Annotated in this window: 19 protein-coding genes; 8 read left to right on the forward strand and 11 right to left on the reverse strand. The window is 75.6% G+C overall.

Features of this window, described 5'->3' with window-relative positions:
- Positions 1–68: 68 nt before the first annotated feature.
- The 3 genes from nifJ to CLV70_RS07210 form a co-directional block, all read right to left on the reverse strand.
- Positions 69–3629 (reverse strand): pyruvate:ferredoxin (flavodoxin) oxidoreductase, encoded by a 3561-nt coding sequence (gene nifJ, locus CLV70_RS07200; RefSeq protein ID WP_106125548.1) that lies wholly within the window; start codon positions 3627–3629, stop codon positions 69–71.
- Positions 3626–5263, reverse strand: coding sequence for an NAD(P)-binding protein (locus tag CLV70_RS07205; RefSeq protein WP_106125549.1), 1638 nt, complete (start codon positions 5261–5263; stop codon positions 3626–3628). Before CLV70_RS07205 ends, nifJ begins: the two co-directional genes overlap by 4 nt.
- A 97-nt stretch (positions 5264–5360) precedes the next feature.
- Positions 5361–6257, reverse strand: coding sequence for an alpha/beta fold hydrolase (locus tag CLV70_RS07210; protein WP_106125550.1), 897 nt, complete (start codon positions 6255–6257; stop codon positions 5361–5363).
- Between the two features lie 117 nt (positions 6258–6374).
- Between CLV70_RS07210 and CLV70_RS07215 the strand changes: the two genes are divergently transcribed.
- The 6 genes from CLV70_RS07215 (at position 6375) to CLV70_RS07240 (ending at position 13675) form a co-directional block, all read left to right on the forward strand.
- Entirely contained in the window at positions 6375–7823 is a 1449-nt protein-coding gene (locus tag CLV70_RS07215; RefSeq protein WP_106125551.1) for a wax ester/triacylglycerol synthase family O-acyltransferase, read from the forward strand.
- Positions 7820–8524 (forward strand): hypothetical protein, encoded by a 705-nt coding sequence (locus tag CLV70_RS07220; protein WP_106125552.1) that lies wholly within the window; start codon positions 7820–7822, stop codon positions 8522–8524. Before CLV70_RS07215 ends, CLV70_RS07220 begins: the two co-directional genes overlap by 4 nt.
- 91 nt (positions 8525–8615) lie before the next feature.
- Positions 8616–9515 (forward strand): ABC transporter ATP-binding protein, encoded by a 900-nt coding sequence (locus CLV70_RS07225; RefSeq protein WP_106125553.1) that lies wholly within the window; start codon positions 8616–8618, stop codon positions 9513–9515.
- Entirely contained in the window at positions 9512–11089 is a 1578-nt protein-coding gene (locus CLV70_RS07230) for an ABC transporter permease (protein ID WP_245908077.1), read from the forward strand. Before CLV70_RS07225 ends, CLV70_RS07230 begins: the two co-directional genes overlap by 4 nt.
- Positions 11090–11182: 93 nt before the next feature.
- Entirely contained in the window at positions 11183–11929 is a 747-nt protein-coding gene (locus tag CLV70_RS07235) for a hypothetical protein (RefSeq protein WP_106125554.1), read from the forward strand.
- Between the two features lie 42 nt (positions 11930–11971).
- Positions 11972–13675, forward strand: a complete 1704-nt coding sequence (locus tag CLV70_RS07240) for a SulP family inorganic anion transporter (RefSeq protein WP_106125555.1) — start codon at positions 11972–11974, stop codon at positions 13673–13675.
- A 7-nt stretch (positions 13676–13682) separates the two neighbouring features.
- Here CLV70_RS07240 and CLV70_RS07245 read toward each other — a convergent pair whose 3' ends face one another.
- From CLV70_RS07245 to CLV70_RS07260, 4 genes are all read right to left on the reverse strand, one after another.
- A complete protein-coding gene (locus CLV70_RS07245; protein WP_106125556.1) occupies positions 13683–14834 on the reverse strand; it encodes a hypothetical protein in 1152 nt (383 codons plus the stop codon).
- A 140-nt stretch (positions 14835–14974) separates the two neighbouring features.
- The gene (locus CLV70_RS07250; RefSeq protein WP_106125647.1) at positions 14975–15445 is read right to left on the reverse strand and encodes a spore germination protein GerW family protein; all 471 of its coding nucleotides are present in this window, start codon (positions 15443–15445) and stop codon (positions 14975–14977) included.
- Positions 15446–15546: 101 nt separating this feature from the next.
- The gene (locus CLV70_RS07255; RefSeq protein ID WP_106125557.1) at positions 15547–17169 is read right to left on the reverse strand and encodes an ABC transporter permease; all 1623 of its coding nucleotides are present in this window, start codon (positions 17167–17169) and stop codon (positions 15547–15549) included.
- Positions 17166–18086 (reverse strand): ABC transporter ATP-binding protein, encoded by a 921-nt coding sequence (locus CLV70_RS07260; RefSeq protein WP_106125558.1) that lies wholly within the window; start codon positions 18084–18086, stop codon positions 17166–17168. The genes CLV70_RS07255 and CLV70_RS07260 overlap by 4 nt, the downstream gene beginning before the upstream one ends.
- A gap of 203 nt (positions 18087–18289) precedes the next feature.
- Here CLV70_RS07260 and gap point away from each other — a divergent pair, with 203 nt between their 5' ends.
- Positions 18290–19309 carry a type I glyceraldehyde-3-phosphate dehydrogenase gene (gap, locus tag CLV70_RS07265; protein WP_106125559.1) on the forward strand — a complete coding sequence of 340 codons (1020 nt, stop codon included), beginning with the start codon at positions 18290–18292 and terminating at the stop codon, positions 19307–19309.
- A gap of 4 nt (positions 19310–19313) precedes the next feature.
- Positions 19314–19919, forward strand: coding sequence for a CBS domain-containing protein (locus CLV70_RS07270; RefSeq protein ID WP_106125560.1), 606 nt, complete (start codon positions 19314–19316; stop codon positions 19917–19919).
- An 18-nt stretch (positions 19920–19937) separates the two neighbouring features.
- Here the strand turns inward: CLV70_RS07270 and CLV70_RS07275 are convergent, their stop codons facing one another.
- Genes CLV70_RS07275 through CLV70_RS07290 form a run of 4 tightly spaced genes read right to left on the reverse strand, consistent with a single transcriptional unit; the run spans position 19938 to position 26969 of the window.
- Positions 19938–20792, reverse strand: coding sequence for a universal stress protein (locus tag CLV70_RS07275; protein ID WP_106125561.1), 855 nt, complete (start codon positions 20790–20792; stop codon positions 19938–19940).
- A gap of 26 nt (positions 20793–20818) precedes the next feature.
- Positions 20819–23512: a bifunctional acetate--CoA ligase family protein/GNAT family N-acetyltransferase gene (locus CLV70_RS07280; protein WP_106125562.1), complete on the reverse strand. Its 2694-nt coding sequence runs from the start codon at positions 23510–23512 to the stop codon at positions 20819–20821.
- Positions 23509–24393: a universal stress protein gene (locus CLV70_RS07285; RefSeq protein WP_106125563.1), complete on the reverse strand. Its 885-nt coding sequence runs from the start codon at positions 24391–24393 to the stop codon at positions 23509–23511. The genes CLV70_RS07280 and CLV70_RS07285 overlap by 4 nt, the downstream gene beginning before the upstream one ends.
- Positions 24390–26969 (reverse strand): cation-translocating P-type ATPase, encoded by a 2580-nt coding sequence (locus CLV70_RS07290; protein WP_106125564.1) that lies wholly within the window; start codon positions 26967–26969, stop codon positions 24390–24392. Before CLV70_RS07290 ends, CLV70_RS07285 begins: the two co-directional genes overlap by 4 nt.
- Between the last annotated feature and the right edge of the window lie 21 nt (positions 26970–26990).

The raw sequence follows: 26990 nt of genomic DNA on the forward strand, positions 1-26990 counted from the left end.
CTGACGCTGCCCCCGCGGCGCCGCGCGCACCCGGGCCACACCGCCCGAACCGGCCGGGTCCTTCGGCCTCACGTGCCCCGGGCGTCGGCCGGGAAGCGTTCCGGCCCCCTCGCCGCCATCTCCTCGTAGAGCTGCCAGTGCTGGTCGACGGCCTCCTGCGCCAGCGCGGCGAGCCGCTGCGCCGTCGCCGGGTCGGTGCTGTGCAACTGCCGGAAGCGCAGCTCCCGTTCGGTGTACGCGCTCAGCGGCAGCCGGGGCCGCGCGGAGTCGAGCAGGAACGGGTTGGCCCCGGCGGCCCGCAGCACCGGGTCGTAGCGCATCAACGGCCAGTAGCCCGTCGCCACGGCCCGGTGCTGCTGGTCCATCCCCTGGCGCAGGTCGATGCCGTGCGCGATGCAGTGGGCGTACGCGATCACCAGCGACGGGCCGTCGTACGCCTCGGCCTCGCGCAGCGCCCGCAGGGTCTGCTGCGGATCGGCGCCCATGGCGACCCGGGCGACGTAGACGTTGCCGTAGGAGATCGCTTGCAGCGCCAGGTCCTTCTTCGGGGTGCGCTTGCCGCCGGCGGCGAACTTGGCGACCGCGGACAGCGGCGTCGCCTTGGACATCTGGCCCCCGGTGTTGGAGTAGACCTCGGTGTCCATGACCAGCACGTTGACGTCGCGTCCGCCGGCGAGCACGTGGTCGAGGCCGCCGGCGCCGATGTCGTACGCCCAGCCGTCCCCGCCGACGATCCACACGCTGCGCCGCACCAGGTGGTCCACGACGCTGCGCAGGTCGGCGACGGCGGGTTCGGCGGGGTCGAGGCCGGCCAGCCGGCGTTCCAGCTCGGCGAGGCGGCGGCGCTGGGCGGCGAACTCGGACTCGCGCCGCTGCGGCGCCCGCAGGATCTCGTCGACCAGGTCCGCGCCGAGCCGCTCGCGCAGCTGGCCCAGCCGCGCCGCGGCCAGGTCGCGGTGCAGGTCCGCGGCGAGCCGGAAGCCGAGCCCGAACTCGGCGTTGTCCTCGAACAGCGAGTTCGACCAGGCCGGCCCGCGTCCCTCGGCGTTGTGCGTCCACGGCGTCGTCGGCAGGTTCCCGCCGTAGATCGACGAGCAGCCGGTGGCATTGGCGACCATGAGCCGGTCGCCGAACAGCTGGGACAGCAGCTTCAGGTACGGCGTCTCACCACAGCCGGCGCAGGCCAGGGAGAACTCGAAGAGCGGTTGCAGGAACTGCGCGCCGCGTACCGTCTCGAAGTCGACCCGGGTGCGGTCGGCCACCGGCAGGGTCTCGAAGAAGGTGATCGACTCGCGGCCGGCGTCGAGGGCCGGCTCCCGCGCCGCCAGGTTGATCGCCCGGTGCTCCGGGTCGTCCGGCGCGCTCACCGGGCAGGCCTCGACGCACAGGCCGCAACCGGTGCAGTCCTCGAGGTACACCTGTAGTGCGAACCGCGAACCGGGCAGACCCCGGGCGTTCAGCGGGGCGCTGGCGAACCCGGCGGGCGCCCCGGCCAGCTCCTTCAGGTCGAAGAATTTGCTGCGGATCACGCTGTGCGGGCAGACGAAGCCGCAGTTGCCGCACTGGATGCACAGCTGCGGGTCCCACTCGGCGACGAGGTCGGAGACGTTGCGTTTCTCGTACGCGGTCGTCCCGCCCGGGTACGTCCCGTCCGCCGGCAGCGCGCTCACCGGCAGCCGGTCGCCGTGGCCAGCCATCATCGTGGCGGTGACCGCCCGGACGAACGGCGGCGCGCCGCCGGGGACCATGGGGGCGGGTTCGCGGACGGTGGTGGCCGCGGCCGGGACGCGCACCTCGTGCAGGCCGGCCAGGGCGTGGTCCACGGCGGCGTGGTTGCGGGCCACGACCTCGGCGCCGCGCCGGGCGTACGTTCTGGTGATGCTCTGTTTGATCCGTGCGATCGCCACGTCGCGGGGCAGCACGCCGGAGATGGCGAAGAAGCACGTCTGCAGCACGGTGTTGGTGCGCCCCGGCAGCCCGGCCCCGGTCGCCACCCGGTCCGCGTCGACCGCGTACAGCCGCAGGTGCCGGGCGATGATCTCCTCCTGCACCGGCCGGGACAGCGCGTCCCACACCTCGTCCGGTGGCCGGGGACAGTTCAGCAGCAGCACGGCGCCGTCGGCCGCGGGGGCGAGGACGTCGGCGCGCTCCAGCAGGCTCGGGTGGTGGCAGCCGACGAAGCCCGCGCCGGTGACCAGGTAGGGCGCCCGGATCGGGGCGGGGCCGAACCGCAGGTGCGACACGGTCATCGAGCCGGATTTCTTCGAGTCGTACACGAAGTAGCCCTGGGCGTGGGTGCCCGGATCGGCGCCGAGGATCTTGATGGTGTTCTTGTTGGCGCCGACCGTGCCGTCCGAGCCGAGGCCGAAGAAGACCGCCCGTACGGTCTCCGCCGGCTCGATGTCGAGGGGCCCGTACGGCAGGCTGGTGCCGCCGACGTCGTCGACGATGCCGATCGTGAAGCGCCGCCGCGGGTGCTCGCGGGCCAGCTCGCCGAGGACCCCCGCGACCATGCCCGGGGTGAACTCCTTCGACCCGAGTCCGTAGCGCCCGCCGATCACCGCCGGCCGGACGGCGCGCGGGCTCTCGGCCAGCGCGGCGAGCACGTCGAGGAACAGCGGTTCGCCCTGCCCGCCGGGTTCCTTGGTGCGGTCCAGCACGGCGACGCTGCGCGCGCTCTCCGGGACGGCCGCCGCCACCTCCGCCGCCGGGAACGGGCGGAAGAGGCGGACGTGGACGACGCCGACCCGCTCGCCGCGCGCCACGAGGTGCCGGACCGTCTCGGCCGCGGTCTGCGCCCCGGAACCCATGAGGACCAGGACCCGTTCCGCGTGCGGATCGCCGTGGTACTCGACGATGCCGTACCGGCGGCCGGTGCGCCGCGCGAGCAGGTCCATCGCGTCCTGCACCGCGCCGGGCACCCGCGCGTAGTACGGGTTGACGGTCTCGCGGCCCTGGAAGTAGACGTCCGGGTTCTGCGCCGTGCCCCGGATGAACGGCCGCTCCGGCGACAGCGCCCGCGCCCGGTGCGCCCGGATCAGGGCCGGCGGGACCAGCGCCCGCAGGTCGTCGTCGTCCAGCAGCTCGACGGTGTTGAGCTCGTGCGAGGTCCGGAAGCCGTCGAAGAAGTGCACGAACGGCACCCGGGTACGCAGCGACGCCGCCTGGGCGACCAGGGCGAGGTCGTGGGCCTCCTGCACGGACGCCGAGGCGAGCAGGGCGAAGCCGGTGGCGCGGACCGCCATCACGTCCGAGTGGTCGCCGAAGATGGACAGTCCCTGCGCGGCCAGGGACCGGGCGGCCACGTGCAGGACGGCCGGGGTCAGCTCCCCGGCGATCTTGTACATGTTGGGGATCATCAGCAGCAGGCCCTGCGAGGCGGTGAACGTCGTGGTGAGCGCCCCGCTCTGCAACGCGCCGTGCACCGCTCCCGCCGCACCGCCCTCGCTCTGCATCTCGACGACCGCCGGCACGGAACCCCACACGTTCGGCCGGCCCGCCGTGGACCACTCGTCGGCCAGCTCCGCCATCGGGGACGAGGGCGTGATCGGATAGATGCAGCAGACCTCGTTGAGCCGGTACGCGACCGACACCGCGGCCTCGTTGCCGTCGATCGTCACGCGCGTCATGACGTCACCTCGGGAATCAGCTCGATGGCGTGCACCGGGCACTGGTCGAAGCAGGTGCCGCAGCCGGTGCAGCGGGCGGTGTCGATGCGGTAGCCGCGGCCCGGCCCGAGCTTGACGATGGCGTCCTCGGGGCAGGAGCCCAGGCAGCCGTCGCACTCGAAGCAGGTGCCGCAGGACAGGCAGCGTCCGGCCTCGTACCGCGCCGCGTCCGGGTCCAGGCCGCCGACGATCTCGGCGAAGTCGCCCGTACGGGTGGCCGCGTCGCGTTCGGGCTGGGCGCGGCGCGCGTTGTCGCCGAAGTACCACGGGTGCAGGTCGCCGAACCCGGCGGTCCGGGGCGCGGCCGGCGGCTCGTACGTGCTTGCCCGCAGGTAGGCGTCGATGTGCCGGGCGGCGGTCCGGCCGTGTCCCACCCCGACGGTGACGGTGCGCTCGGCCGGCACCAGGTCGCCGCCGGCGAACACCCCGGGGCAGCCGGTCATCAGCGACGGCGACACCACGACCGTGTCGTCCGGCGTGAACCGCACTCCCGGGACGCCGCGCAGGAACGTGACGTCGCAGCGCTGCCCGAGGGCGAGGATCACCGTGTCGGCGCTGAGCGTCTCGGTGCGGCCGGTAGGCACCGGCCGCCCCTCGGCGTCGAGCTCCATGACCTCGACGGTCAGGTCCGGGCCGTCGACGGCCTGGATGGTACGCAGCCAGTTGATCGTGATGCCCTCGCGCTCGGCCTCCTCGGCCTCCTCGGGGTGCGCGGGCATCTGGCCCCGGGTCCGCCGGTAGACGATGACCGCCTCGTCCGCGCCGAGCCGCCGGGCGACCCGCGCGGCGTCCATGGCGGTGTTGCCGCCGCCGTAGACGGCGACGCGCCGGCCGATCGCGGGTCGCTCGCCGGCGGCCACGCTGCGCAGGAAGCCGACCGCGTCGACGATCCGGCCGGCCTCCCGGGCCGGGATGTCGACCCGCTTCGACAGGTGCGCGCCGACCGCGACGAACACGGCGTCGAAGCGGCCCTCCGCACGCTCGGCGACCAGGTCGCGCACCGGGTGGCCGGTGACGATCTCGACCCCGAGGGCCTGGATGCGGGCGATCTCGGCGGCCAGCACGTCGCGGGGGAGACGGTACGCGGGGATGCCGTAGCGCATCATGCCCCCGGGCTCCGCCCCGGCGTCGTGGACGACGACGCGATGCCCCAGCCGCGCGAGGTGGTACGCGGCGGACAGCCCGCTCGGCCCGGCGCCGACGACCAGCACCCGCCTGCCGGTGGGCGCCGCGGGCGGATCGAAGGCCCAGCCGCGGGCGATCGCCAGGTCGCCGAGGAAACGCTCGACACTGTGGATCGACACCGAGGAGTCGAGGTGCGCGCGGTTGCACGCGTTCTCGCACGGGTGATAACAGACCCGGCCGTGGATGGCGGGCATCGGGTTGTCCGCGACGAGGATGCGCCAGGCGCGTTCGTGCTCGCCGGCCTGAGCCGCCGCCAGCCAGGCCTGGATGTTCTCACCGGCGGGGCAGGCGTCGTTGCACGGCGGCAGCAGGTTCAGGTACACCGGCCGCCGGTCCCGGACGGCGCCCGTACGCGCCCGGTCGTGCAGCAGGTCGGGCAGGGGGGTCAGGTCGGGGCTCCGCGCGTCCATGCCGGCCTCCTCAGGGACGGTTACGCCCAGCCTGCGCCGCCGGCGGTGCGCGATGGAGGGGCGGACGGCCCGTCGGGCGGGGCCCAGCGGGCACGCCTCAGGACGGCTCCGGCGCCGCCGGATCACCCGCCCAGCGGCGCGCGGTGGCCCGGATGTCGTCCGCGATGCCGGGCTGCAGGGCGTACGGCAGGTCGTGGCCCATGCCCGGGTGGATCACCAGCCTGGCGCCGGGGATCGCCCGCGCCGTCGCGACGCCGCCGGGCAGCCGGACGAGCGGGTCGGCGGCGCCGTGCACCACGAGGGCCGGCATCCGCAGCCGGCGCAGCAGCGGGCGCCGGTCCGGGGCCGTCACGATCGCCGCCAGTTGCCGCAGGACGCCCGCCGGGTCGTGACCGCGGTCGTAGCTGAGCCGCGCCGCCTCGCGCAGCCACTCCTCGTCGCGGGGGTACGCCGGTGACCCGATGATCCGGAAGATCCGCACGACCTGCCGCGCCGCCGCCTCGCGCCCGCGCCCGGGCGGGCGCAGCAGGGCGGCGGCCGTGGCGGGCCAGGGCCGGCCGATGTGTGGCGACGGCGTCGAGGACAGCGACGTGAGGGTCCGCACCCGGGGCGCGTGCCGGGCCGCCAGGGTCTGCGCGATCATGCCGCCGAGCGAGACCCCGGCCACGTGGGCGCTGTCCCAGCCGAGCGCGTCGAGCACCGCCAGGGCGTCGTCCGCCATGTCGGTCAGGCCGTAGCCGGGCCGGCGCAGGCGCGCCAGGACCAGCGGCGACGGCACGCCCAGCCCGCGCAGGTGCGTGGACAGGCCGACGTCGCGGTTGTCGAACCGGGCGACCCGGAAGCCGCGCCCGGTCAGCAGCTCGACGAACGTGTCCGGCCAGAAGTGCAGTTGCAGCCCGAGACCCATGATCAGCAGCAGGGGCTCGCCGCCGGGCGGCCCGTCCACCCGGTAGGCGAGCTCGACCGTGCCGTGGCGGGCGACGCCGGTGACCATGACCCCAGCGTCGCGCCCCGGCCCGGCCGTGCGCACGGGCCGTCCGGCCCTGGCGTCCCGGCTCACCGGCACGCGACCGTGGCAGCAGCAGGCGACGGCCGGCCGAGGAGGGGCGCCATGGAGTATCTGAGCCCGCTGGACGCGTCCTTCCTGGACCTGGAGGACGCCGACCCGCACGCGTCGCTGGCCATCGCGTCGGTGGCCGTCCTCGACGGGCCCGCGCCCGGCCAGGCCGAGTTCGCCGCGGCGATCCGCGGCCGGCTGCCGCTCGTGCCCCGGTACCGGCAGAAGGTCCGGCGGGTGCCGTTCAACCTGGGCCGGCCGGTGTGGGCCGACGACCCCGGCTTCGACCTCGACTTCCACCTGCGGCGGACCGCCCTGGCCGAGCCGGGCGGCGACGCCGCGCTCGAGCGCCTCGTGGGCCGGGTGATGAGCCAGCGCCTCGACCGGGACCGGCCGCTCTGGGAGGACTGGCTCATCGAGGGCCTGCCGGAGGGGCGCTGGGCGCTGCTGTCCAAGGTGCACCACTGCATGCTGGACGGGGTCTCCGGCAACCAGCTCTACCGCCTCATCTGCGACGCCGGCCCGCACCCCCGCCGCTCCCTGCCGGACCACTGGCAGCCCCGCACCGGCGCCGGCGCGCTCGACCTCACCCTCGACGCGCTGGGCCAGCTCGCGCGGATGCCCTTCGACCAGGCGCGGATCGCGGCGCGGGCGGTGCGTACCCCCGGCGCCCTCGCCGCCTGGCTGCTCCGGACGGCGCGCGGGCTGGCGACCCTGGGCGCGGGATTCGTGCCGGCCGCCCCGACCTCGCTGTCCGGTCCCCTCGGACGGGCCCGGCGCTACGCCGTGGCCCGCACCCCGCTGGCCGACATCGCCGCGGTGTCCGACGCGTTCGCCGTGAGCATCAACGACGTGTACCTCGCCGCCGTGGCGGGGGCCTTCCGCCGCCTGCTCCTCGACCGCGGCGAGGAACCCCGGGCGGACGCCGTCCGTACCCTGGTGCCGGTCAGCACGCGCGGGCCCGGCGGCGGCGGGCCGCTCGACAACCGGCTCGCGTCGCTGCTCCTGGTGCTGCCGGTGGACGTCGGCGACCCGGCCGAGCGGCTCCGCGAGGTGCACCGGCGCGTCGCCCTCCTGCGGGCGAGCGGCGAGGTGGAGGCCGGGGCGGCCCTGGTGGCGCTGGCCGAACGCGAGCCCTTCCCGCCGGTGTCGCTGGCCATCCGTACGGCGCTGCGCCTGCCCCAGCCGGGCCTGACCACGGTCACCACCAACGTCCCCGGCCCGGACCGGCAGCTGTACGTCCTCGGCCGGCCGATCCGCGAGATCCTGCCGTACGTCCCGATCGCCGAACGGATGCGTATCGGCGTGGCCGTCTTCACGTACGCCGGCCAGGCCGCGTTCGGCATCACCACCGACTTCGCCTCCGTGCCCGAGGCGACCGCCTTCGCGGACGCCGTGACCGCCGAGGTGGCCGCGCTGCTGGTCGCGGGCCGGCGCCCGGCTCCGGCCCCCGCGCCCGCCCCGCGGCGCCGCAGGCCGGGGCGCACGGCGGCGGTGTCGTGAACGATGCCCGGTACGGCCTCTGGACGGCCGTGGCCACCGTGACCGCCTGCACGGCCACGGCCGCCACGGCGGTCACCACACCGCCGCGCTCGGGCCCGTACTGCCGGAGCGGCTGCATCGGCTATCCCTACACCGAGGCCGCGGCGTTCGTCCCGCGCGACTACGTGTGGATGTATCCGGCGCTGCTGACGGCCCTGTTGTTCGTCGTCCTGGCGGTGTGCCTGCACGGCCGGGCGGCACCCGGGCGGCGGGTGCTCACCGGGGCGGGGGTGGGGTTCGCGGTGACCGGTGCGGCCACGCTCGTGGCCGACTACGCCGTTCAGCTCACCGTGATGCAGCCCAGCCTGCTCAGCGGCGAGACCGCGGGGCTGTCCCCGCTCTCGCAGTACAACCCGCACGGCGTCTTCATCGCCCTGGAGAACGTCGGGTATGCGACCGTGGGCCTGGCGCTGGTGTTCCTCGGTGGTGGACTGGCGGGGCACGGATCAAGGCCGATCCGCGCGGCCGGCGCGGTTTTCGCGGCGGGCGGAGCGCTGACCACGGCCGTGCTCGTCCTGTACGGGGCGATCTACCGGGCCCGCCTGGACTACCGGTTCGAGGTCGTGTCGATGCTGATCACCTGGATCGCGCTGATCGCGGGCGGGCTGCTCCTCGTCGTGGCGTTCGCGAGGGCACCGCGCTCCCCGGAAACCGGGACGTGAACACGGACGCGGCGTCGCGGCGGGCCGCTGGCGTGGCGTGCCGCGGGCGTGGTAGGTGTCATCGGTGTTTCCTGCGGGGGAAGGAGCCGGCATGACCACATCGACCGAGGCGATCTCCATCGCCGGGCTGAGCAAGTCGTTCGGCCGGACGAAGGCGCTGGACGGGCTCGATCTGAGCGTCGCCGCCGGGGAGGTGCACGGCTTCCTGGGGCCGAACGGCAGCGGGAAGACGACCACGATCCGGGTGCTGCTCGGCCTGCTGCGGCCCGACTCCGGGCGGGTGCGGCTGCTGGGCGGCGACCCGTGGAGCGACGCGGTCGCGCTGCACCGCCGGCTGGCGTACGTGCCCGGCGACGTCACGCTCTGGCCCGGCATCAGCGGCGGCGAGGTCATCGACCTGATCGGCCGGATGCGCGGCGGCCTGGACCGGCGGCGCCGCGACGAGCTGCTGGAACGCTTCGACCTCGATCCGCGCAAGAAGGCCCGGACGTACTCCAAGGGCAACCGGCAGAAGGTCGCGCTGATCGCCGGGCTGGCCTCGGACGCCGAGCTGCTGCTGCTGGACGAGCCCACCTCCGGCCTGGACCCGCTGATGGAGTCGGTGTTCCAGCAGTGCATCCAGGAGGTCAAGGAGCAGGGGCGCACGGTCCTGCTGTCCAGCCACATCCTCGCCGAGGTGGAGGCGCTGTGCGACCGGATGAGCATCATCCGGATGGGGCGCACGGTCGAGTCCGGCACCCTCACCGAGCTGCGGCACCTGACCCGGACGTCCATCGCGGTCGAGACCGCGCGGCCGCTCGACGGCCTGGAGGAGCTGCCCGGCGTGCACGACATGGTGCTGGAGGACCATCACGCCCGCTTCGATGTGGACACCGCGCAGCTCGACACCGTGGTGCGCCGGCTGGCGCCGCTGGGCGTACGGAGCCTGACCAGCACGCCGCCCACGCTGGAGGAGATGTTCCTGCGCCACTACGGCGAGGTGCAGCCGTGACCGGCGTACCCGGGCTCCTGCGGTTCATGCTGCGCCGGGAACGCGCCGCCCTGCCGTGGTGGCTGCTCGGCGCCACCGTCCTCGTCCTGGTGCAGTCCACCCAGAGCCAGGAGCTGTACGGCACCCCCGAGGCGCTGGAGCGGCTCCGCCGTACGATCGGCAGCAACACCGCGGTGATCGCGATGAGCGGGCCGACCCGCCTGCTGGACTCGATCGGCGGCGAGGTCGTCTTCGAGATCTTCGCGTTCGTGTCGGTCGTGGTCGCGCTGATGAACATGTTCCTGATCGGCCGGCACACCCGTGCCGAGGAGGAGACCGGCCGCGCCGAGCTGCTCCGCTCCGCCCGGGTGGGGCGGCAGGCGCCGCTCGCCGCCGCGCTCGCCCTGGCCGGCCTGACGAACCTCGCCGTGGGTGCGCTGCTGACCGCCGTCATGGCCGGCACCGGGCTCCCGGTGGGCGGCTCCGTGCTGTTCGGCGCCGCGATGGCCGCGGTGGGGGTCGTGTTCGCCACGCTCACCGCGGCGGCGGCCCAGGTCTTCGAGAACGCCCGTGCCGCGTACGGGGCGGTGGCGCTCGTGCTCGGCGCCGCGTTCGTCCTGCGCGCCGCCGGCGACGTCGGCAGCGGCGCCCTGTCGTGGGCCTCGCCGATCGGCTGGGGCCAGCGCACGTTCCCGTTCGCCGGCGACCGGTGGTGGGTGCTGCTGGTCCCGTTCGCCGCCGCCGCGCTGCTGGTGGCGGTCGCGGTGGCCCTGTCGCGCCGCCGCGACTTCGGCGCCGGCCTGGTGCGCCCGAGGCCCGGCCGCGCCCACGCCACCCGGTCGCTGAGCAACCCGTACGCGCTGGCGTGGCGCCTGCAACGCGGCAGCCTGGCCGGCTGGGCGGCGGGACTCGCCCTGCTCGGGGTCGCGTACGGGTCGATCGGCGACAGCATCCAGCAGTACGTCGAGGACAACCCGGAGATCGCCGAGTTCCTGCCCGGCGGGGCGGCGGACGTGGTGGACGCGTACCTGGCGCTGACCGTGGGCATGGCGGCGCTGCTCGCGGCGGCGTACGGGGTGGCCGGCATGCTGCGGCTCCGCGGCGAGGAGACGTCCGGGCGGGCCGAGCCGGTCCTGGCCACGGCGACCGGCCGGCTGTCCTGGCTGGCCGGTCACCTCAGCGTGGCCCTGGCCGGCAGCGCCCTGGTCCTGCTGGCGTTCGGCCTGGGCGAGGGCGTGACGTACGGCCTGACGGTCTCCGACGCCGGCCAGGTGCCCCGGCTGGCCGGCGTGTCCCTCGCCTACCTGCCCGCGGTGTGGCTGGTCGTCGCCGTGGTGGTGCTCGCCCTCGGCTGGCTGCCACGCCCGGCCGCGGTGCTGGGCTGGGTCGCCGTCGGCTACTGCTCGGTGATCACCCTCTTCGCCGACTCGTTCGACCTGCCCGGCTGGGTGCGGCGCGCGTCGCCGTTCGCCCACACCCCGCAGGTGCCGCTCGCGGATCTGACCCCGGCACCCCTGATCACGATCGTCGTCCTCGCCGCGCTCGCCGTGGCCGCGGGATACGCCGGGCTGCGCCGCCGCGACGTCGGCTACTGAGCCGCCGGGGGAGGTCCTCCGGCACTACCGCGGTGACGGGCCGGCGACCTAGCGTCGCCGGCGAACGCTCGTGTCTGCGGAAAGGGGAATCCCATGAGACCGCGGGTGACAATCCTCGTCGCGGCCCTCGCCACGTGCGGCTCGTTCGCCGTGCCGGCCGCCCCCGCCGGGGCCGCCGTGCCCCTGGCGTACCGGACGGTGCAGCTCGGCATCCAGGGCACGGCGGAGGCGATCAACGACAGGGGGCAGGTCGCCGGGCAGGGGGTGTTCGAGCCCGGCAGCTTCCACCCCTTCCTCTACACCGGCGGCCGGTTCGTCGACCTCGGCGTGCTCGACGGCGGCCGGTACGAGTCCGGCGACGCCGCGGACCTCAACAACCGGGGCCAGGTCGTCGGCTCCAGCATCGTGACCGCCGACCAGGAGGAGAACCCGGCCCAGCACGCGTTCCTGCGGCAGCGCGGGCGGATGACCGACCTGGGCACGCTCGGCGGCCGGTACAGCCGGGCGTCGGCGATCAACGAGCGCGGGCAGGTCGTGGGGGACAGCGACACCGGCACGGCGGCCGGGGTCCAGGCGTTCCTGTGGCAGCGCGGCACCCTGCGCCGGATCGCCGGGATGCGGTCCGCCGCCGACATCAACGACCGCGGGCAGATCCTCGGCTACAGCGAGCTGCCGCGGCCGGGCGGCATTCGCGCCTTCATCTGGGAACGGGGACGGCTGATCGACCTCACCCCGCGTGGGATACCGGTCTACCCGAACATTCTCGGCTTCAATGAGCGGGCACAGATCGCCGGTTACCGGTACGGCGACCCCGGCACCTCGGCGGTCGTCTACCGGTAGGCGGCGCCCGGTTTCCCGACCCGGCGGGGGTGGCGGACGGCGATGACGACCCCCGGCCCGCTCACCCTGCTGCCGGGTCTGGCTCTGCTGCGCGGGTACGACCGGGGCCGGCTCGGCGGTGACCTGCTCGCCGGCCTCACCGTGGCGGCGTACCTCGTGCCGCAGGTGATGGCGTACGCGGGCCTCGCCGGGCTGCCCCCGGTCACCGGCCTGTGGGCGATCCTCCCGCCGCTCGCCCTCTACGCGCTCCTCGGCTCGTCGCGGCACCTGTCGGTGGGGCCGGAGTCGACGACGGCGCTGATGACGGCCGCCGCGATCGGCCCGCTGGCCGGCGGTGATCCGGGCCGCTACGCCGCGCTGGCGGGCGCGCTCGCCGTGACCGTCGGCGTGCTGTGCCTGGTGGCGTTCGCGGCCCGGCTGGGCTTCGTCGCGGACCTGCTGTCCCGGCCGGTCCTGGTCGGATACCTGGCCGGGATCGCCGTCACGATGATCGCCGGCCAGCTCGGCAGACTCGCCGGGGTGCGGGTGACCGGCGACAACGTCCCCGCCGAGCTGGTCTCGTTCGCCCGCCAGCTTCCGCGGACGCAGGCGGCCACCGCGCTGTTCGCCGCCGCCCTGCTGGCGTTGCTCTTCCTCGGGCACCGGTTCCTGCCCCGCCTGCCGACACCCCTGATCGTGGTGCTGCTGGCCACCGCCGCCGTGTCCGTGTTCGACCTGGGGGAGCGCGGCATCGCGATGGTCGGCGCGGTGCCCGGCGGGCTGCCCGCCCCGGCGCTGCCCGCGCTCGGCGATCTCAGGGACCTGTTGCTGCCGGCGGTCGGTGTCCTCGTCGTCGGGTACACCGACACCGTGCTGACCGCGCGGACGTTCGCGGACCGCGGCGACCGGCCGGTCGATGCCAACCAGGAGTTCCTCGCCCTCGGCGTCGCCAACATCGGCGCCGGGGTGTGGCGGGGCTTCCCGATCAGCAGCAGCGGGAGCCGCACCGCGCTGGCGGTCGCCGCGGGCGGGCGTACGCAGGTGTATTCGCTGGTCGCGCTGGCGTGCGTCGTCTCGGTGCTGCTGTTCGCGGGCCCGATGCTGGCCCGGTTCCCCGCCGCGGCCCTCGGCGCCATCGTCGTGTACGCCGCCACCCGCCTCATCGACGTCGCGGCCTTCCGCCGGCTGGCCGCGTTCCGCCGCAGCGAGCTGCTGCTGGCGCTGGCCGCCTGCGCCGGCGTGCTCGTGTTCGACATCCTCTACGGCGTGCTGCTCGCCGTCGCCCTGTCCGTGGCGGAGATGCTGCACCGCGTCGCCCGGCCGCACGACGCGGTGCAGGGCTTCGTCCCCGGCCTCGCGGGCATGCACGACGTCGACGACTATCCCGGCGCGACCACCGTCCCCGGCCTGCTCGTCTACCGCTACGACTCGCTGCTGTTCTTCGCCAACGCGGAGAACTTCCGCCGCCGCGCCCTCGCCGCCGTCGCCGCCGCGCCGGAGCCGGTCGCCTGGTTCGTCCTCAACGTCGAGGCCACCGTCGAGGTGGACAGCACCGGCCTGGACGCGCTCGAGAGCCTCCGCGCCGAGCTGGCCGCGCGGGGCATCGTGGTCGCGTTGGCCCGGGTCAAGCAGGACCTGTTCGCGGCGCTGCGCGCGTACGGCCTCGTCGACGCCCTCGGCCCGGACCGCATCTTCCCGACCCTGCCCACCGCGGTCGCCGCCTACCGCGCCGCGCGCGGGACCGGTCCGGAAGCGGACCGGCCCTGAACGGGCCTCAGTCCACGGTCCGGATCGACGCGGTCACGCTGTTGTTCCACACGGTGGCCTCGCCGAGCCGGGCCACGGCGGCTGTCGAGCCGGCGACCTCGAGATCGAGGCTGCCGCCGGTGATCGCCGCCGGCCGGCGGAAGGTGAACGTGCGGGTGACCGCCCCGTGCGCGGGCGGTGGATCCACGGTCACGGTGAAGCCCGGGCCCGTCGCAGGCCCGGGTGAGGGCCAGGCCGTGCCGGCGCGTTCGAGGCCCGCGGACGGGTGGAACTCGACGACGACGCGCTGGGGGAGGGTGCCCCAGCCGTGCCGGACGGTCACGGTGAGGGTGCCGTACCGGTACCCGGCGACGGCGGGCCCCAGGACGAGATCGCCGGTGGAGACGGAGGTCTCGGTCACGTAGCGGTTCGCCGGCATCCGCGCCGCGCCGCTGACCTGCACGAAGCGCCCGTCGTGCCAGCCGTAGCCGCGGGTCTGCCAGGCCTGCGGCGTACGGTCGTCACAGCAGACCTGGTAGTCGCCGAGGCGGACGGTCACGACGCCGTCGTCGCCGACGGACGCGCTGCCGTCGCGGATGTCGCGGATCTCCCCGGTGGTCGCGACCACCGGACCCATCGTGACGATCCGGCCGGCGGTGTTCCGGTCGAACGCGACGATCTGCTTGCTCCCGCCCTCGATCAGGCAGCCGATCCCGGCCACGGTCTCCCCGGCCCCGTCCCGGTCGACGTCTCCGTAGGCCACGGAGAGGATCACGAGCCGGCCGCAGCTCGGCGGCTCGCGCCCGGTGCCGGCCGGCGGGACGGCGAAGACGCCGTCGTGGAAGCGCACGCGTCCGGAGGGTCCCCGGAGGTTGTCCGCGGGCCAGGGCGGAACGGTCAGGGTGCTGTTGGCGAGTGTCGTGAGCGAAATGCGGCCGTCGGGCGCCGGTGCCGGTGCCGAGGACGGCGGGGGTGACGTGGGGGCGGCCGGCGGCGAGGGCGGGCTGCCGGCCGGGGCGGCGGGTGGCTCGCCTCCGCCCCGCAGAACGAGATACATCCCGATGGGCAGCAACAGGACCAGGGTGAGGAGCGCGGCGAGTCCGGCGATGCGCCACGCCCGCCGGTGGCCGTCCGGCGGCTCGGGTACGGCGGGAAGCCGCAGGGTGGGCTCATCGGACATCGCGCACCTCCCGTGTCGCTGTGCCGACGGCTTGCACCCACCAGGGTGTCAAGCGCCGGCGTGCGGCGACCAGGGGAGGAGGTCGTGTCCCGCCGGTCCGGACGGTTCGGGCTTCCGGACCGGCGGGCGCTGACCGGGCGTTACCGGGTCGCGCGGCGGGCGAGGCGTTCGATCCGTCGCCTCGCCGCCGTGGGCGCGTCCGTGACGGCGGCCGGGAGCTTGCGGGCGCGGCGGCCCGGGTTCGCCGCCCGGGCCTTGAGGAAGGCCCGGAGCACGAGCAGGCCGGTGATCGCCACGATCTGGCCGCCGAGGACGATGCGGTTGACGTCGATCGCCGGGCGCCAGCTCACCCTGCCGTTCTTCAGGACGTACACGCCGAGGGGTTTGGCCGACAGGCCGAGGCCGCCGCCGGTGCCGCCGCTCTCCTGGCCGTCGGGGGCCGGGCCGGTGCCGCTGCCGCCGCCCGCGCCGCCGCCGACCTTGGCGACCGGCAGGACCAGCGTGCCGTCGTGCTGGACCGGGGTGCCGAAGGCCTTGCCGGCCGTCGCGCCGTCCACCACCTCCCGCAGGGTGTCGAGGATCGGTGACTCCTTGGCCGGGCTGACCGTCATGGCGTCCATCTCCTTCGTCCGCCGCCCCGCGGTCCGCGGGACGGACCCGTCGTCCTACCATGGCAGCTCGCCCGGCGGTGGCGACAGGGCCGAACGGCCGTTCACGCCGGCAGCGACAGGTCCCGACGGCGCAGCCGGATCAGGCCGGCCAGCAGCAGCACGGCGAGCACCGCGCCCAGGGCGATCAGCGGGGTGGCGCCGACCGCGACCGCCGGCGCCTTCGGCACGTGGGTGAACGGCGACAGGTCCCGCACCCAGCCGGGCAGCCCGAGCGTGGTGCCGAAGATCGGTCCGGTGAGGACGGCCGCGATCAGGGCGGCCCACGCCACCCCGCCGGCGAGCCGGGGGAGCAGCGCCACCGCGCCGATCACGGCCGCGCCGACCACCAGGACCGCCGGAAGCTGGACGAGGGCGGCCGGCACCAGGGTGCGTACCTCGCCGACCGGGTCGCCGAGGACGGCACCGGCCGTCGCCGCCGCGCCGAGGGCGAAGAGCAGCAGCAGCGCGGTCGCACCGGCCAGGGCCGTCACGGCATGGCCCAGGGCCCAGCGGACCCGGCCCACCGCGGCGGCCAGCACCGGCTCGAGCGGGCCGTCCGCCTCCTCGGTCCGCAGGCGCAGCAGGACCTGGACGACGTAGATCGCGGCGGCCAGGCCGGCCATCTGCAGGATGGAGGTCCGGTACGCGTCGACGATCACGTCGCTGCCGCCCGTCCGGGTGTACCACTCGCGCGCCGAACCCGTGGCGTCCGCCACCTGCCCGGCGAGGCCGCCCATGATCAGGCCGAAGCCGAGCATGCCGGTGGCCCAGCCGAGCAGGGCGCCGCGTTGCAGCCGCGCGGCCAGCCCGATCGGGCCGCGGAGCAGACGGCCGGCCCGGCGGTGACCGGTGCGCTCCGGCAGCAGGCCGCGGCCGAAGTCCCGGCGGGCGGTGAGCCGCACCGCGATCGCCGTGGCGGCCAGGAAGCAGCCGGCTGCCAGGCCCAGCGGCCACCAGTGGTTCCCGTCGAACGCCCGCGCCTGCTGGCCCCAGCCGATCGGGGAGAGCCACGCCGGCCAGGCGCTGCGGACCCGCAGCCCGGTGGCGTCCGGATCGCCGGCCATGTTGCCGACGCCGGCGGCCAGGAACGCGGCTCCCAGCACGGCGGCGGCCTGACCGCTCGCGCCGCGGGTGGTCGCGGACAGCTGGGTGGTGACCGCGGCGACGCCGGCGAACACCAGACCGACAGCCCCCACGGCGGCACCGGCGGTGAACGAGCCGGCGGCGGGCATCCCGGCGGCGGCGAGCGCGAGGCCGAGCAGCACGGCCAGGGCCGCGTCCGCCGCGACGGCCACGATCAGCGCGGCGGTGAGCGGCGCGTGCCGGCCCACGGCGGCGGCGCCCACGAGCTCGGCGCGCCCGGTCTCCTCGCCCTGGCGGGTGTGGCGCACGACCGCGAAGACGCTCATCAGCGCCGCGAGAACGGCGAGGAGCACGAAGTTCCGGACCATCGCGTACGCGCCCGCCGAGCCGCCGGAGGCCAGGCCGAGCAGGCGTATCCCGGGGCTCGTGGCGGCGAGCCGGCTCTCCCGGGCGAGGTCGGCGGGATCGGTCAGGTCCGCGGCCCACATCGCGGTGGTGGCGGCGGTGAACGCGCTCAGGCCCAGCAGCCACGCGGGCAGGGTGAACCGGTCCCGGCGCAGCGCCAGCCGGGTCAGCGCGGGCAGGCCGGCCAGGGCGTTCATCGCATGCCCGCCGGTTGCGGCGCGGCGCTCCCCGCGTAGTGCCGCCGGAACAGTTCCTCGAGCGTGGGCGGGGTGCTGACGATGCTGCGTACGCCCAGCCCGGTCAGCTCGGCCAGGACGCCGGTGACCGCGCCGTCGTCCACGGTGAAGTACGTACGCCGGCCCTCGGCGTGGAGATCGTGCACGCCCGCGAGCGCGGCGAGCCCGCCGGCCGGCCGTACGGTGTCGACGACCATGCTGGTGCGGGTCAGGTGCCGCAGCTCGGCGAAGGTGCCCGACTCGGCGGCCCGCCCGGCCCGCCCGGCCCGCACGATCGTGACCCGGTCGCACAGGGCCTCCACCTCGGACAGGATGTGGCTCGACAGCAGCACGGTACGGCCGGCGGCGCGCACCTCCCGCACCACGTCCTGGAACACCCGCTCCATCAGCGGATCCAGCCCGGACGTCGGCTCGTCGAGCAGGTACAGCTCCACGTCGCAGGAGAAGGCCGCGACGAGGGCGATCTTCTGCCGGTTGCCCTTCGAGTAGGCGCGGCACCGCTTGGCGGGGTCGAGGTCGAAGCGGTCCAGCAGGTCGGCGCGGCGCTTGTTGTCGAGCCCGCCGCGCAGCGTGCCGAGCAGGTCGATCACCTCGCCGCCGGTCAGGTTGGGCCACAGGTTGACCTCGCCGGGGACGTACGCCAGGCGCCGGTGCAGGCGTACGGCGTCGTGCCACGGGTCGCCGCCGAGCACCTCGGCCTCCCCGCCGTCGCGGCGCAGCAGGCCGAGCAGGATCCGGATGGTGGTGGTCTTGCCCGCCCCGTTCGGTCCCAGGAAGCCGTGGATCTCCCCGGCGCGGACCGTCAGGTCGAACCCGTCCAGGGCCCGGGTGGCGCCGAAGGACTTCCGCAGCCCGGAGGCCGCGATCACCGGGGTCATGGTGCACCTCTTCTCCTGTCCACTCCCGAGCGTGCTCCGCCGTACGGGCACCGGACAGGGCAGCAGGGCCCCCCGGGCGGGCCCACCGGCGGCCGGGGCCACCCTCCCGGGCCGCTGCGCCCCGGGCGCCGGGACGTTCGGCCCTGCTGCCGGCCGCCCGGGGAGGGACAGGGTGGGGGTAACGACAACGCTGGAGGCGTACCATGACCTACCGCATCGCGATCAACGGCTTCGGCCGGATCGGCCGCAACTATCTGCGTGCCCTGGCGGACAAGGAACTGGCCAACACGGGCCTTCAGGTGGTCGCGATCAACGACCTGTACGACTCCGCGATGCTCGCGCACCTGCTCGAGTACGACTCGACGTTCGGCCGGCTCGACGCGCAGGTGAGCTTCGACGACGACGCGCTCACCGTCGGCTGGCACCGGATCCCGGTGTTCTCCGAGCGGTCCCCCGACGCCCTGCCCTGGGGCGAGCTCGGTGTCGACCTGGTCATCGAGTCCACCGGCAGGCTGCGTACGCGTGAGGCGGCGGCGCTGCACCTCAAGGCGGGCGCCGGCCGGGTGCTGATCTCCGCCCCGGGCAAGGGCGTGGACGCGACCCTGGTCCCGGGCGTCAACGCGCAGACGTACGACCCGGCCCTGCACACGGTCGTCTCCGCCGCGTCGTGCACCACGAACTGCGTGGCGCCGCTGGTGAAGGTGCTGCACGACGCGTTCGGCATCGAGCACGGGTATCTGACGACGGTGCACGCGTACACGAACGACCAGAACGTCCTGGACGCCCCGCACAAGGATCCGCGCCGGGCCCGGGCCGCCGGGGTCAACATCATCCCGACCAGCACGGGCGCCGCCCGCGCGGTCGGCCTGGTCCTGCCGGAGCTGGCCGGCCGGCTCGACGGCGTGGCCCTGCGCGTCCCGGTGGTGGACGGCTCCGTCAGCGACCTCACGCTGCAGTTCGCCACGGAGGTCAGCGCCGAGCAGATCAACGCCGCGGTCGCCGGGGCGGCCGGCGCCGGGGGCCCGATGCACGGGATCATCCGGTACACGGAGGCGCCGATCGTCTCCACCGACGTCGTCGGCGACCCGGCCTCGTGCGTCTTCGACGCGAAGCTGACCCAGGCGGCCGGCCGGCTCGCGAAGGTCTTCGGCTGGTACGACAACGAGTGGGGCTACACCAACCGCCTCGTCGACCTGACCAAGCAGATGGCCGCCGGGAGGTGACGTCATGCACGCCAAGGACATCATGACCAGCCCGGTCCACGTCGTCCGGCAGGACGCCTCGGTGGAGAGCGCCGCGGAGCTGATGACCGCGAAGGCGGTCACGGCCCTGCCGGTGGTCGACGCGGCGGGCCTGCTCGTCGGCATGGTCAGCGAGAGCGACCTGCTGTGGCACCGGGTCCCGTCCGACCCGACGGCGCACATGCGGCGCCACCCGGACACCGACCCGGCCCGCCGCCCCGGCCTCGTCGCCGAGGTCATGGCGCCGTTCCCGCTCACCACCACCCCGGACGCCGACGTGGCCGAGGTCGCCGACACGATGCTGCAGAACGACGTCCGCAGCCTCCCGGTCGTCGACGACCGCGACGTGATCGGCATCATCAGCCGTCGCGACATCCTGCGCGCGATGGTCCGCAGCGACGACGTCCTGGTCCGGGAGGTCCAGCACCGCCTCGACGAGTACGCCGACGGCGACCGGCGCTGGACCGCGGTGGTGGAGGGCGGCGTCGCCACGGTGACGGGCACGTTCACCTCCGACACCGAGCGGGCCGTGGTGCAGGTGCTGGCCCGTACGGTGCCGGGGGTGGCCCTCGTCCGGGTGCACGAGGCCTGACGGCGGCACCGGGGCCGGTCAGTCGATGACCGGTTCCGGTGCCGTGCGGTCGTGGACGACCGCCACGGTGCACGGCGCGTGGTGGAGCAGGTGCTGGCTCACCGAGCCCAGCAGCATGCCGCGGAGCGCGCCCCGGCCGCGGCTGCCGACCACGAGCAGGCCGGCCGTCGACGCCGCCGTCGTGAGGGCGGCGGCCGGGTGTTCCGCCGGGAGTTCGAGGTGCAGGTCCACCCGGGGGAACTTGGCGTGCCAGGGCGCGGCCAGTTCGTCGAGCGCGCCGCGTTCGTCGCCGGCCGGCGGTCCCGGGTGCGGGGCCCGCGCCCGGATGATCCGCAGCGCCGCGTGGCGGGCCGCCGCTTCCTCGAAGGCGAACCCCAGCACGAGGTGGGCGGCGGGCGAGTCGTCGACGCCGGCCACGACGTCGCGGCCGGGCAGGGGGTCGCCGCGGACCACGACGACCGGGCAGCGGGCGCGGGCGCTCACCGCGACGCTGACCGAGCCGAGCAGGCCGGTGACGGCGCTGTGGCCGTGGCTGCCGACGACGATCAGGCTCGCCCCGGCGGAGCGGTCGATCAGGGTCAGCGCGGCGCTCGCGTGGACGATGGAGACGTCGGTGCGGACGCCCGGGTGGCTCCGGCGGGCCGCCGCGACCGCCTCGTGCAGGCCGCTCCTGATCGCGCGGTCGGTCTCCCCGTCCGGCCACACGGCGGGCACCGGGACGGTGGAGGCGGCCGGTGCCCAGGCCGGCCATTCGTAGGCGTAGAAGAACTCGACGGGCGCGCCCGTGCGGGCCGCCTCGTCCAGGGCCCAGGCCGCGGCGGCGCGTGACTGCGCCGACCGGTCGTAACCGACGATGATCTTCCGGGTGTTCATGGTCCTTCCTTTCGGCCGGGAGGGGGTCACGGGCGGCCGGCCGCGCGCAGCCGGCGCAGGGCGGGGTCCGGCTCGGCGCCCGCGGGTACGAGGCGCAGCTTGGCGTCGACCGCCACGACCCCGTCCGGGCCGGCGAGGACCGGGTTCAGGTCGAGTTCGGCGACCTCCGGGTGGTTCTCGGCGAGCCGGCCGAGCCGCAGCAGCAGGTCCTCCAGGGCGGCGGTGTCGGCCGCCGGCCCGCCGCGGTATCCGGTGAGCAGCGGCGCGCTGCGCAGGTCCTGCCACATGCGCCGGGCGTCGAGGTCGGTCAGCGGCACCAGCCGCAGCGAGCGGTCGCCGAGCAGGTCCGTGCGTACCCCGCCGAGCCCGAGCAGCAGCACCGAGCCGAACGACGGGTCGTGCGCGATGCCGGCCACCAGCTCCACCGGGGCGCTCACCTGCCGCTGCACGAGGGCGCCGGCGCCGGGAGCGCCCGCGGCCACCACCGCGTCGAAGGCGTCGCGGACCGCCGCCGCCCCGGTCAGCCCGAGGCGTACGGCGCCGGTGTCGCTCTTGTGGACCAGCGCGGGATCGGCGGACTTGAGCACCACCGGGTAGCCGAGACGCTCGGCCGCGGCCACCGCCGCCACGCCGGTCCGGACCCGTTCGGCGGGCAGGATCTCGATGCCGTAGCAGTGCAGCAGGCCGGCGACGCGCGGATAGGGCAGCCACCCGCCGCCGTCGGCGAGCGCCCCGGCGATCAGCTCGCGGGCCCGCTCCACGTCGACGATGCCGAGGTCGGGGCGGCTGCCGAGGGGTTGCCGGCGCCACGCGGCGTAGGTGCTCGCGTGGGCCAGGGCCGCCACCGCGCGTTCCGGGAGGGCGAAGACGGGGGCTCCGCGCGTACCCAGGACCGGTGCCTCGTCGCCGCGGCCCACCAGGACGGCGGCGACCGGCAGGTCCGGGCAGCCGTCGACGACGGGGCCGAGCGCGGACAGGATGGCCGCCGGCGCGTTCGCCCGGGTCGCCACGATCACCAGCAGCAGCGCGTCCGCCTCGCCGCTGCGGGCCACCGACTCCGCGGCCTCCGCGAAGGCCGCCGGCGTCGCGGACGCCCCGAGATCGACCGGATTGTCGCTGCTCGCGCAGCCGGCCAGTGTGCCGCGGACGGCCGGCGACAGGGCCGGGACCCGCAGGCCCCGCGCCTCCGCGGCGTCGGCGGCGAGCACGTTGAGCCCGCCGGCGTTGCCGACGATCGCGAGCCGGTCCCCGCCGGGCAGCGGCTGGCCGGTGAGCATCCGCGCCGCGTCGAGCAGCTCGCCGAGATCATCGGTACGCACCACGCCCGCCTGCGCGAACAGGGCGTCCACGGTGGCCGCCGGGGCCGCCGCGGCGGCGGTGTGCGAGGCGCCGGCGCGCTGACCGGCGCGGGACCGGACGCTCTTGATGGCCAGCACCGGCTTGCGGCGGGCCAGCGCCCGGACGGTACGCGCGAACTTGCGCGGATTGCCGAAGGACTCCAGGTACAGCGCGACGGCCCGGGTGGCCGGATCGTCGTACCAGTACGCGATCAGGTCGTTGCCGCTGACGTCGGCCTTGTTGCCCAGGGACACGAACGTGGACACCCCGCATCCGGTACGCAGCGCGTTGTCCAGCAGCGCGATGCCGACCGCGCCGGACTGCGAGGCGATGGCGAGGCCGCCGGAGGGCGGGGGAGCGGGGGCGAAGGCGGCGTTGAGGCGTACCCGCGGGTCGGTGTTGAGCACGCCGAGGCAGTTCGGGCCGACCAGGCGGATGCCGTGGGCGCGGGCGATGCCCAGCAGTTCCCGTTGCCGCCGCTCGCCCTCGGGCCCGGCCTCGCCGAAGCCGGAGCTGAGCACCACCGCCGCGCGGGCCCCGGCGGCTGCGGCGTCCCTCAGCACCCCGGCGACCTCCTCGGCGGGCACGGCGATCACCACCAGGTCCACCGGCGCCGGCAGGTCGCGCAGGCTGCGGGCGACCGGGATGCCGTCGATGGGCGTGGCGTGGCGGTTCACCGCGTACAGCCGGCCGGTGAAGCCGTATTCGCGCAGCGCGCGCAGGGTCTCGTGGCCGACGCTGCCGCGGTGGTGCCCGGCGCCCGCCACGGCGACCGAGGCGGGGGTGAGCAGGGCGGCCAGGGAGGCGCGTTCGGCGCACCGGTCGCGCGCGTCGATCGCCGCCACCGCGGACTCGTCGTCGCCGGTGGCGAGGCCGACGTCCACGACGCCGTCGCCGAACCGGGACCAGACCCGCGCGCTCAGGTCGTGGGCCACCCGCAGCATGCCGGTGTTCACCGGCAGCACCTCGCCGACCAGTTCGGTGATGCCGAGCGCGCGGGCGCGCACGGCGAGGTGCTCGAGCAGCAGGGTGCCGATGCCGCGGCCCCGGGCCGGCTCGGCGACGAAGACCGCGAACTCTGCCCGGCGCGCGGTGTCGTCGGTGCGTTCGGCGGACGCGACGCCGACGATGTGCCCGGCCTCGGCCGCGGCCACCACCAGGTGCCGGTCGTCGCGGTGCCGGCACAGCCGGTCGATCTCGGCCGAGATCGCCGCGCTGCTGGGTGCCGCGAAGAAGCGCAGCCGCAGGCTCTCCTCGGACGCGGCGCCGAAGAGGGCGGCGAGCGCGCGCCGGTCGCCGCCGTGGACGGGCCGGATCGTGACGATCCGGCCGTCCGAGGTGAGCGCGTCGGCGCGGCCGGCGCTCGCGGCCCCGGCGGTCATGTCGCCCGCCGCTCCACGGGCCTGGCGATGAAGACCGGGCAGTTGGCGTGGTGCAGCAGCTGCATGACGGTGGAGCCGAGGAACGTGCCGGCGACGGCGCCGTGGTCGTGCGTGCCGACGACCACGAGCTGGGCGCCGTGCGACACGCCCACGAGCACGCCCGCCGCGCTCTCGTGCGTCAGGATCGTCTCGACCGGCACGTCCGGGAACTTCGCGCGCCAGGGCGCCACGATCTGCTCGAGCCGTTCGCGTTCGGCGGCGTCCTCCTCGGGGGTCGAGATCTCCACCGCCGGCACCGAGCTGCTCAGCCACAGCGGCACGGCCGGCAGGTACGAGTGCACCACGGCCAGCGCGGCGCCCCGGGTCGCGGCCACCTCGAACGCGGTGGCCAGCACCTGCTCGGCGGCGGGGGAGTCGTCGACGCCGACCGCGACCGGCCCGTCCGTGACCTCCTCGCGGCCCCGCACGACCACCACGGGACACGGCGCGTGCGTCGCGACGCGCTGGCTCACCGAGCCGAGCAGCAGGCTGGCGAAGCCACCCCGGCCACGGTTGCCGAGCACCATCAGCTCCGCGTTGCCGGCGATGGTGAGCAGCTGGGACGCGGCATGCCCGAGCAGCGTGTCGCGCTCGATCCGGATCCCGGGCGCCACCTCGCGGGCCTGGTCGAGCCCCGAGACGGTGACCGCCTCGGCGAGCTGGCGGGCCACGTCCACGTACTGGTTGCTGTAGTCGAAGCGGCCCTCGCGCCACTCCCAGTCGTACGCGTACACGATCCGCAGCGCGAGCCCCCGCCGGTCCGCCTCGCGTGCCGCCCACCGCACCGCGGCCCTCGCCGGAGCCGTCCCGTCGGTGGCCACGATGATCGCCCTGGTCGTCATGACTCCTCCCCTCGTCCTGCTTCGATCGTCGTCCCGGCGGCCGGGCCCGGGTCAGGGCGGAAGGTCCCGTCCCTGCGGGCCGATCGACGCTGCACGATCCGCAGCAGCAGCGCCGGCACGGTGGCGACCGCGGCGCAGGCGACCAGCTCGGCCAGGGTCAGCGTCTCGGTGCCCAGCAGCGTCCGCAGCGGGCCCACGAGCACGCCCGCGACCTGGAGGATGCCGGAGAACGCCACCGCGGCCAGCAGCGCCCAGTTGCGCGGCGTGCCGGGGTCCGGCTTCGCGCGGACGGCCAGCGCGACGCCGAGCTGCGCCAGGCCCAGCACCGTGAACATGATCGACTGCCAGGGCCGGTCGAGCCGGTCCGCGACGACGCCCGCCGCCAGCACCACGCTCGCCACGCACAGGCCGCCGAGCAGCACGCTGCGCAGCAGCCCGTCGCCGAGCACCGACTCCTGCGGCGAGCGCGGCCGGCGGCCCAGCACCCCGGCCTCGGCCGGCTCGGCACCCATCGCCACCCCGGGCACGCCGTGGGTCAGCAGGTTGATCCACAGCAGCTGACCGGGCAGCAGGGCCAGCGGCATGCCGAGCAGCGGGCCGGCGAGCATCACGAGCAGCTCGGCTATGCCGCCGGAGAGGGCGTACCGCAGGAACCGGCGGATGTTGTCGTAGATGCGGCGGCCCTCGCCGATCGCGGCGGAGACCGTGCCGAGGTTGTCGTCCACCAGCACCAGCTCGGCGGCCTGCCGCGCGACCTCCGTGCCGCCGCCCATGGCCACGCCGATGTCCGCGCGCCGCAGCGCCGGGGCGTCGTTCACGCCGTCGCCGGTCATCGCCACGACCTCGCCGCGCTCCTGGAGGCCGGCGATGATGTCCAGCTTCTGCTCGGGGCGGGTGCGGGCGTACACCCGGGCCCCGGCGATGTCGTCGGCGGTCAGCGGTCCCGCGTCGCCGCGGACCACCCGCTCCGCGGGCAGGCCCAGCTGGGTGCCGATGGCGGCGGCGGTCGCGGGGTGGTCCCCGGTGATGAGGATCAGCCGTACGCCGGAAGCCTCGAAGGCCGCCGCGGTGTCCCGGGCCGACGCGCGCAGCGGGTCCCCGATGGCGACCAGCCCGGCGAGTTCGAGCGGCGGCAGGGCGTCCAGCTCCGGCGGCGTGCCGGCGGTGGCGGTGGCGACGGCGAGCACCCGCAGCCCGTCCGCCGCGAGCTCCGCGGCGGCGTCCAGCAGCTCGCCGTGCGCCCGCGCATCGAGCACCGTCTCCGGGGCGCCCTTGCACACCACCAGATAGTCCCCGCCCGGCCGCTCGTGCACGGTCACCATCCGCCGGGTGTCCTGATCGAACGGTTGCTCGGCGATCCGGGACGCGGCGGCCCGTTCCGCCCCGGGGTCGAGACCGCAGCGGGCGGCGAACGCGACCAGCGCCGCCTCCATCGGGTCACCGGCGGCGCCCCACTCCGGCTGCCGTTGCCCGGGGGCGATCAGCTCGGCGTCGTTGCACAGCAGGCCGGCGAGGGCCAGGTGGCGGAGATCCTCGGGCGGGGTGACCGGGGTGCCGTCGTGCCGGATCTCGCCGCTGGGGGCGTACCCGGTCCCGGAGATCGTGAAATGCTCCCGCCCCGCCGTGACCGCCCGCTGGACGCTCATCCGGTTCTCGGTGAGCGTCCCGGTCTTGTCGCTGGCGATGACGGTGACCGAGCCGAGGGTCTCCACCGCGTGCAACCGGCGCGGGATCGCGCTGGTGCGGGCCATCCGCCGCGCCCCGAGCGCCAGCGCGAGGGTGACCACGGCGGGCAGCGACTCGGGCACCGCGGCCACCACCAGGCTGACCGCGGTGATCGCCATCCGGGCGACCGGCTGCCCCGAGAGCAGCCCGGCGGCGAAGACGATCGACGAGACGGCGACGGCCGCGATCCCCAGCACGCGCCCCAGCGCGGCGATCCGCTTCTGCAGCGGCGTCGGACCGGGCCGGGTCCCCGCGACGAGGGCCGCGATGCGACCGAGCGAGCTCGCCGCCCCGGTCCGCACCACGACGCCGGCGGCGCGCCCGGTGTTCAGCACCGTGCCGGCGCTCGCCTCGTCGCCGGGCGTCCGGTGCACCGGCACGGACTCCCCGGTCAGCGCGGACTCGTCGAAGGCGGCCCGCTGCGCCTCGGTGAGCCGCAGGTCGGCGGGGACGATGTCGCCGGCCTCCAGCCGGACCAGGTCGTCGCGCACGATCGTCGCGGCCGGGACGATGCGGTCCGCGCCGTCGCGGACCACCCGCGCCTCCGGGGCGGCGAGCTGGTCGAGCGCGGCGATCGCCCGGTCGGCCCGGATCTCCTGGGCCACCCCGATGACGGTGTTGACGATGACCACGAGCGCGATGACCGCCGTGTCGGGCAGATCGTCGAGCAGCGTCGTCACGACCGCCGCGGCGATGAGCAGCAGCACCAGCGGATCGGCGAGCTGCCGCCAGATCCGGTGCAGCAACCCGCGCGGTGCGGGCGGCTCCACCGTGTTCGGCCCCTCGGCGGCCAGGCGCGCGGCGGCCTCGGCGGCGGTCAGGCCGCGGGCCCCGGTGAGCAGAGTGTCCACGTGATCCTCCTGCGGGTCCCT

The sequence above is a fragment of the Pseudosporangium ferrugineum genome, from assembly GCF_003002065.1.
GTDB lineage: Bacteria > Actinomycetota > Actinomycetes > Mycobacteriales > Micromonosporaceae > Actinoplanes > Actinoplanes ferrugineus_A.

Bases quoted from the DNA above. Each gene is read 5' to 3' on its own strand.
- CLV70_RS07260 (WP_106125558.1), bottom strand. From the start codon at position 18,086: ATGACCCCGGTGATCGCGGCCTCCGGGCTGCGGAAGTCCTTCGGCGCC.
- CLV70_RS07215 (WP_106125551.1), top strand. From the start codon at position 6,375: ATGGAGTATCTGAGCCCGCTGGACGCGTCCTTCCTGGACCTGGAGGAC.
- CLV70_RS07270 (WP_106125560.1), top strand. From the start codon at position 19,314: ATGCACGCCAAGGACATCATGACCAGCCCGGTCCACGTCGTCCGGCAG.
- CLV70_RS07280 (WP_106125562.1), bottom strand. From the start codon at position 23,512: ATGACCGCCGGGGCCGCGAGCGCCGGCCGCGCCGACGCGCTCACCTCG.
- CLV70_RS07250 (WP_106125647.1), bottom strand. From the start codon at position 15,445: ATGACGGTCAGCCCGGCCAAGGAGTCACCGATCCTCGACACCCTGCGG.
- CLV70_RS07245 (WP_106125556.1), bottom strand. From the start codon at position 14,834: ATGTCCGATGAGCCCACCCTGCGGCTTCCCGCCGTACCCGAGCCGCCG.
- CLV70_RS07255 (WP_106125557.1), bottom strand. From the start codon at position 17,169: ATGAACGCCCTGGCCGGCCTGCCCGCGCTGACCCGGCTGGCGCTGCGC.
- CLV70_RS07240 (WP_106125555.1), top strand. From the start codon at position 11,972: ATGACGACCCCCGGCCCGCTCACCCTGCTGCCGGGTCTGGCTCTGCTG.
- CLV70_RS07275 (WP_106125561.1), bottom strand. From the start codon at position 20,792: ATGAACACCCGGAAGATCATCGTCGGTTACGACCGGTCGGCGCAGTCA.
- CLV70_RS07235 (WP_106125554.1), top strand. From the start codon at position 11,183: ATGAGACCGCGGGTGACAATCCTCGTCGCGGCCCTCGCCACGTGCGGC.
- CLV70_RS07210 (WP_106125550.1), bottom strand. From the start codon at position 6,257: ATGGTCACCGGCGTCGCCCGCCACGGCACGGTCGAGCTCGCCTACCGG.
- CLV70_RS07225 (WP_106125553.1), top strand. From the start codon at position 8,616: ATGACCACATCGACCGAGGCGATCTCCATCGCCGGGCTGAGCAAGTCG.
- CLV70_RS07285 (WP_106125563.1), bottom strand. From the start codon at position 24,393: ATGACGACCAGGGCGATCATCGTGGCCACCGACGGGACGGCTCCGGCG.
- nifJ (WP_106125548.1), bottom strand. From the start codon at position 3,629: ATGACGCGCGTGACGATCGACGGCAACGAGGCCGCGGTGTCGGTCGCG.
- gap (WP_106125559.1), top strand. From the start codon at position 18,290: ATGACCTACCGCATCGCGATCAACGGCTTCGGCCGGATCGGCCGCAAC.
- CLV70_RS07205 (WP_106125549.1), bottom strand. From the start codon at position 5,263: ATGGACGCGCGGAGCCCCGACCTGACCCCCCTGCCCGACCTGCTGCAC.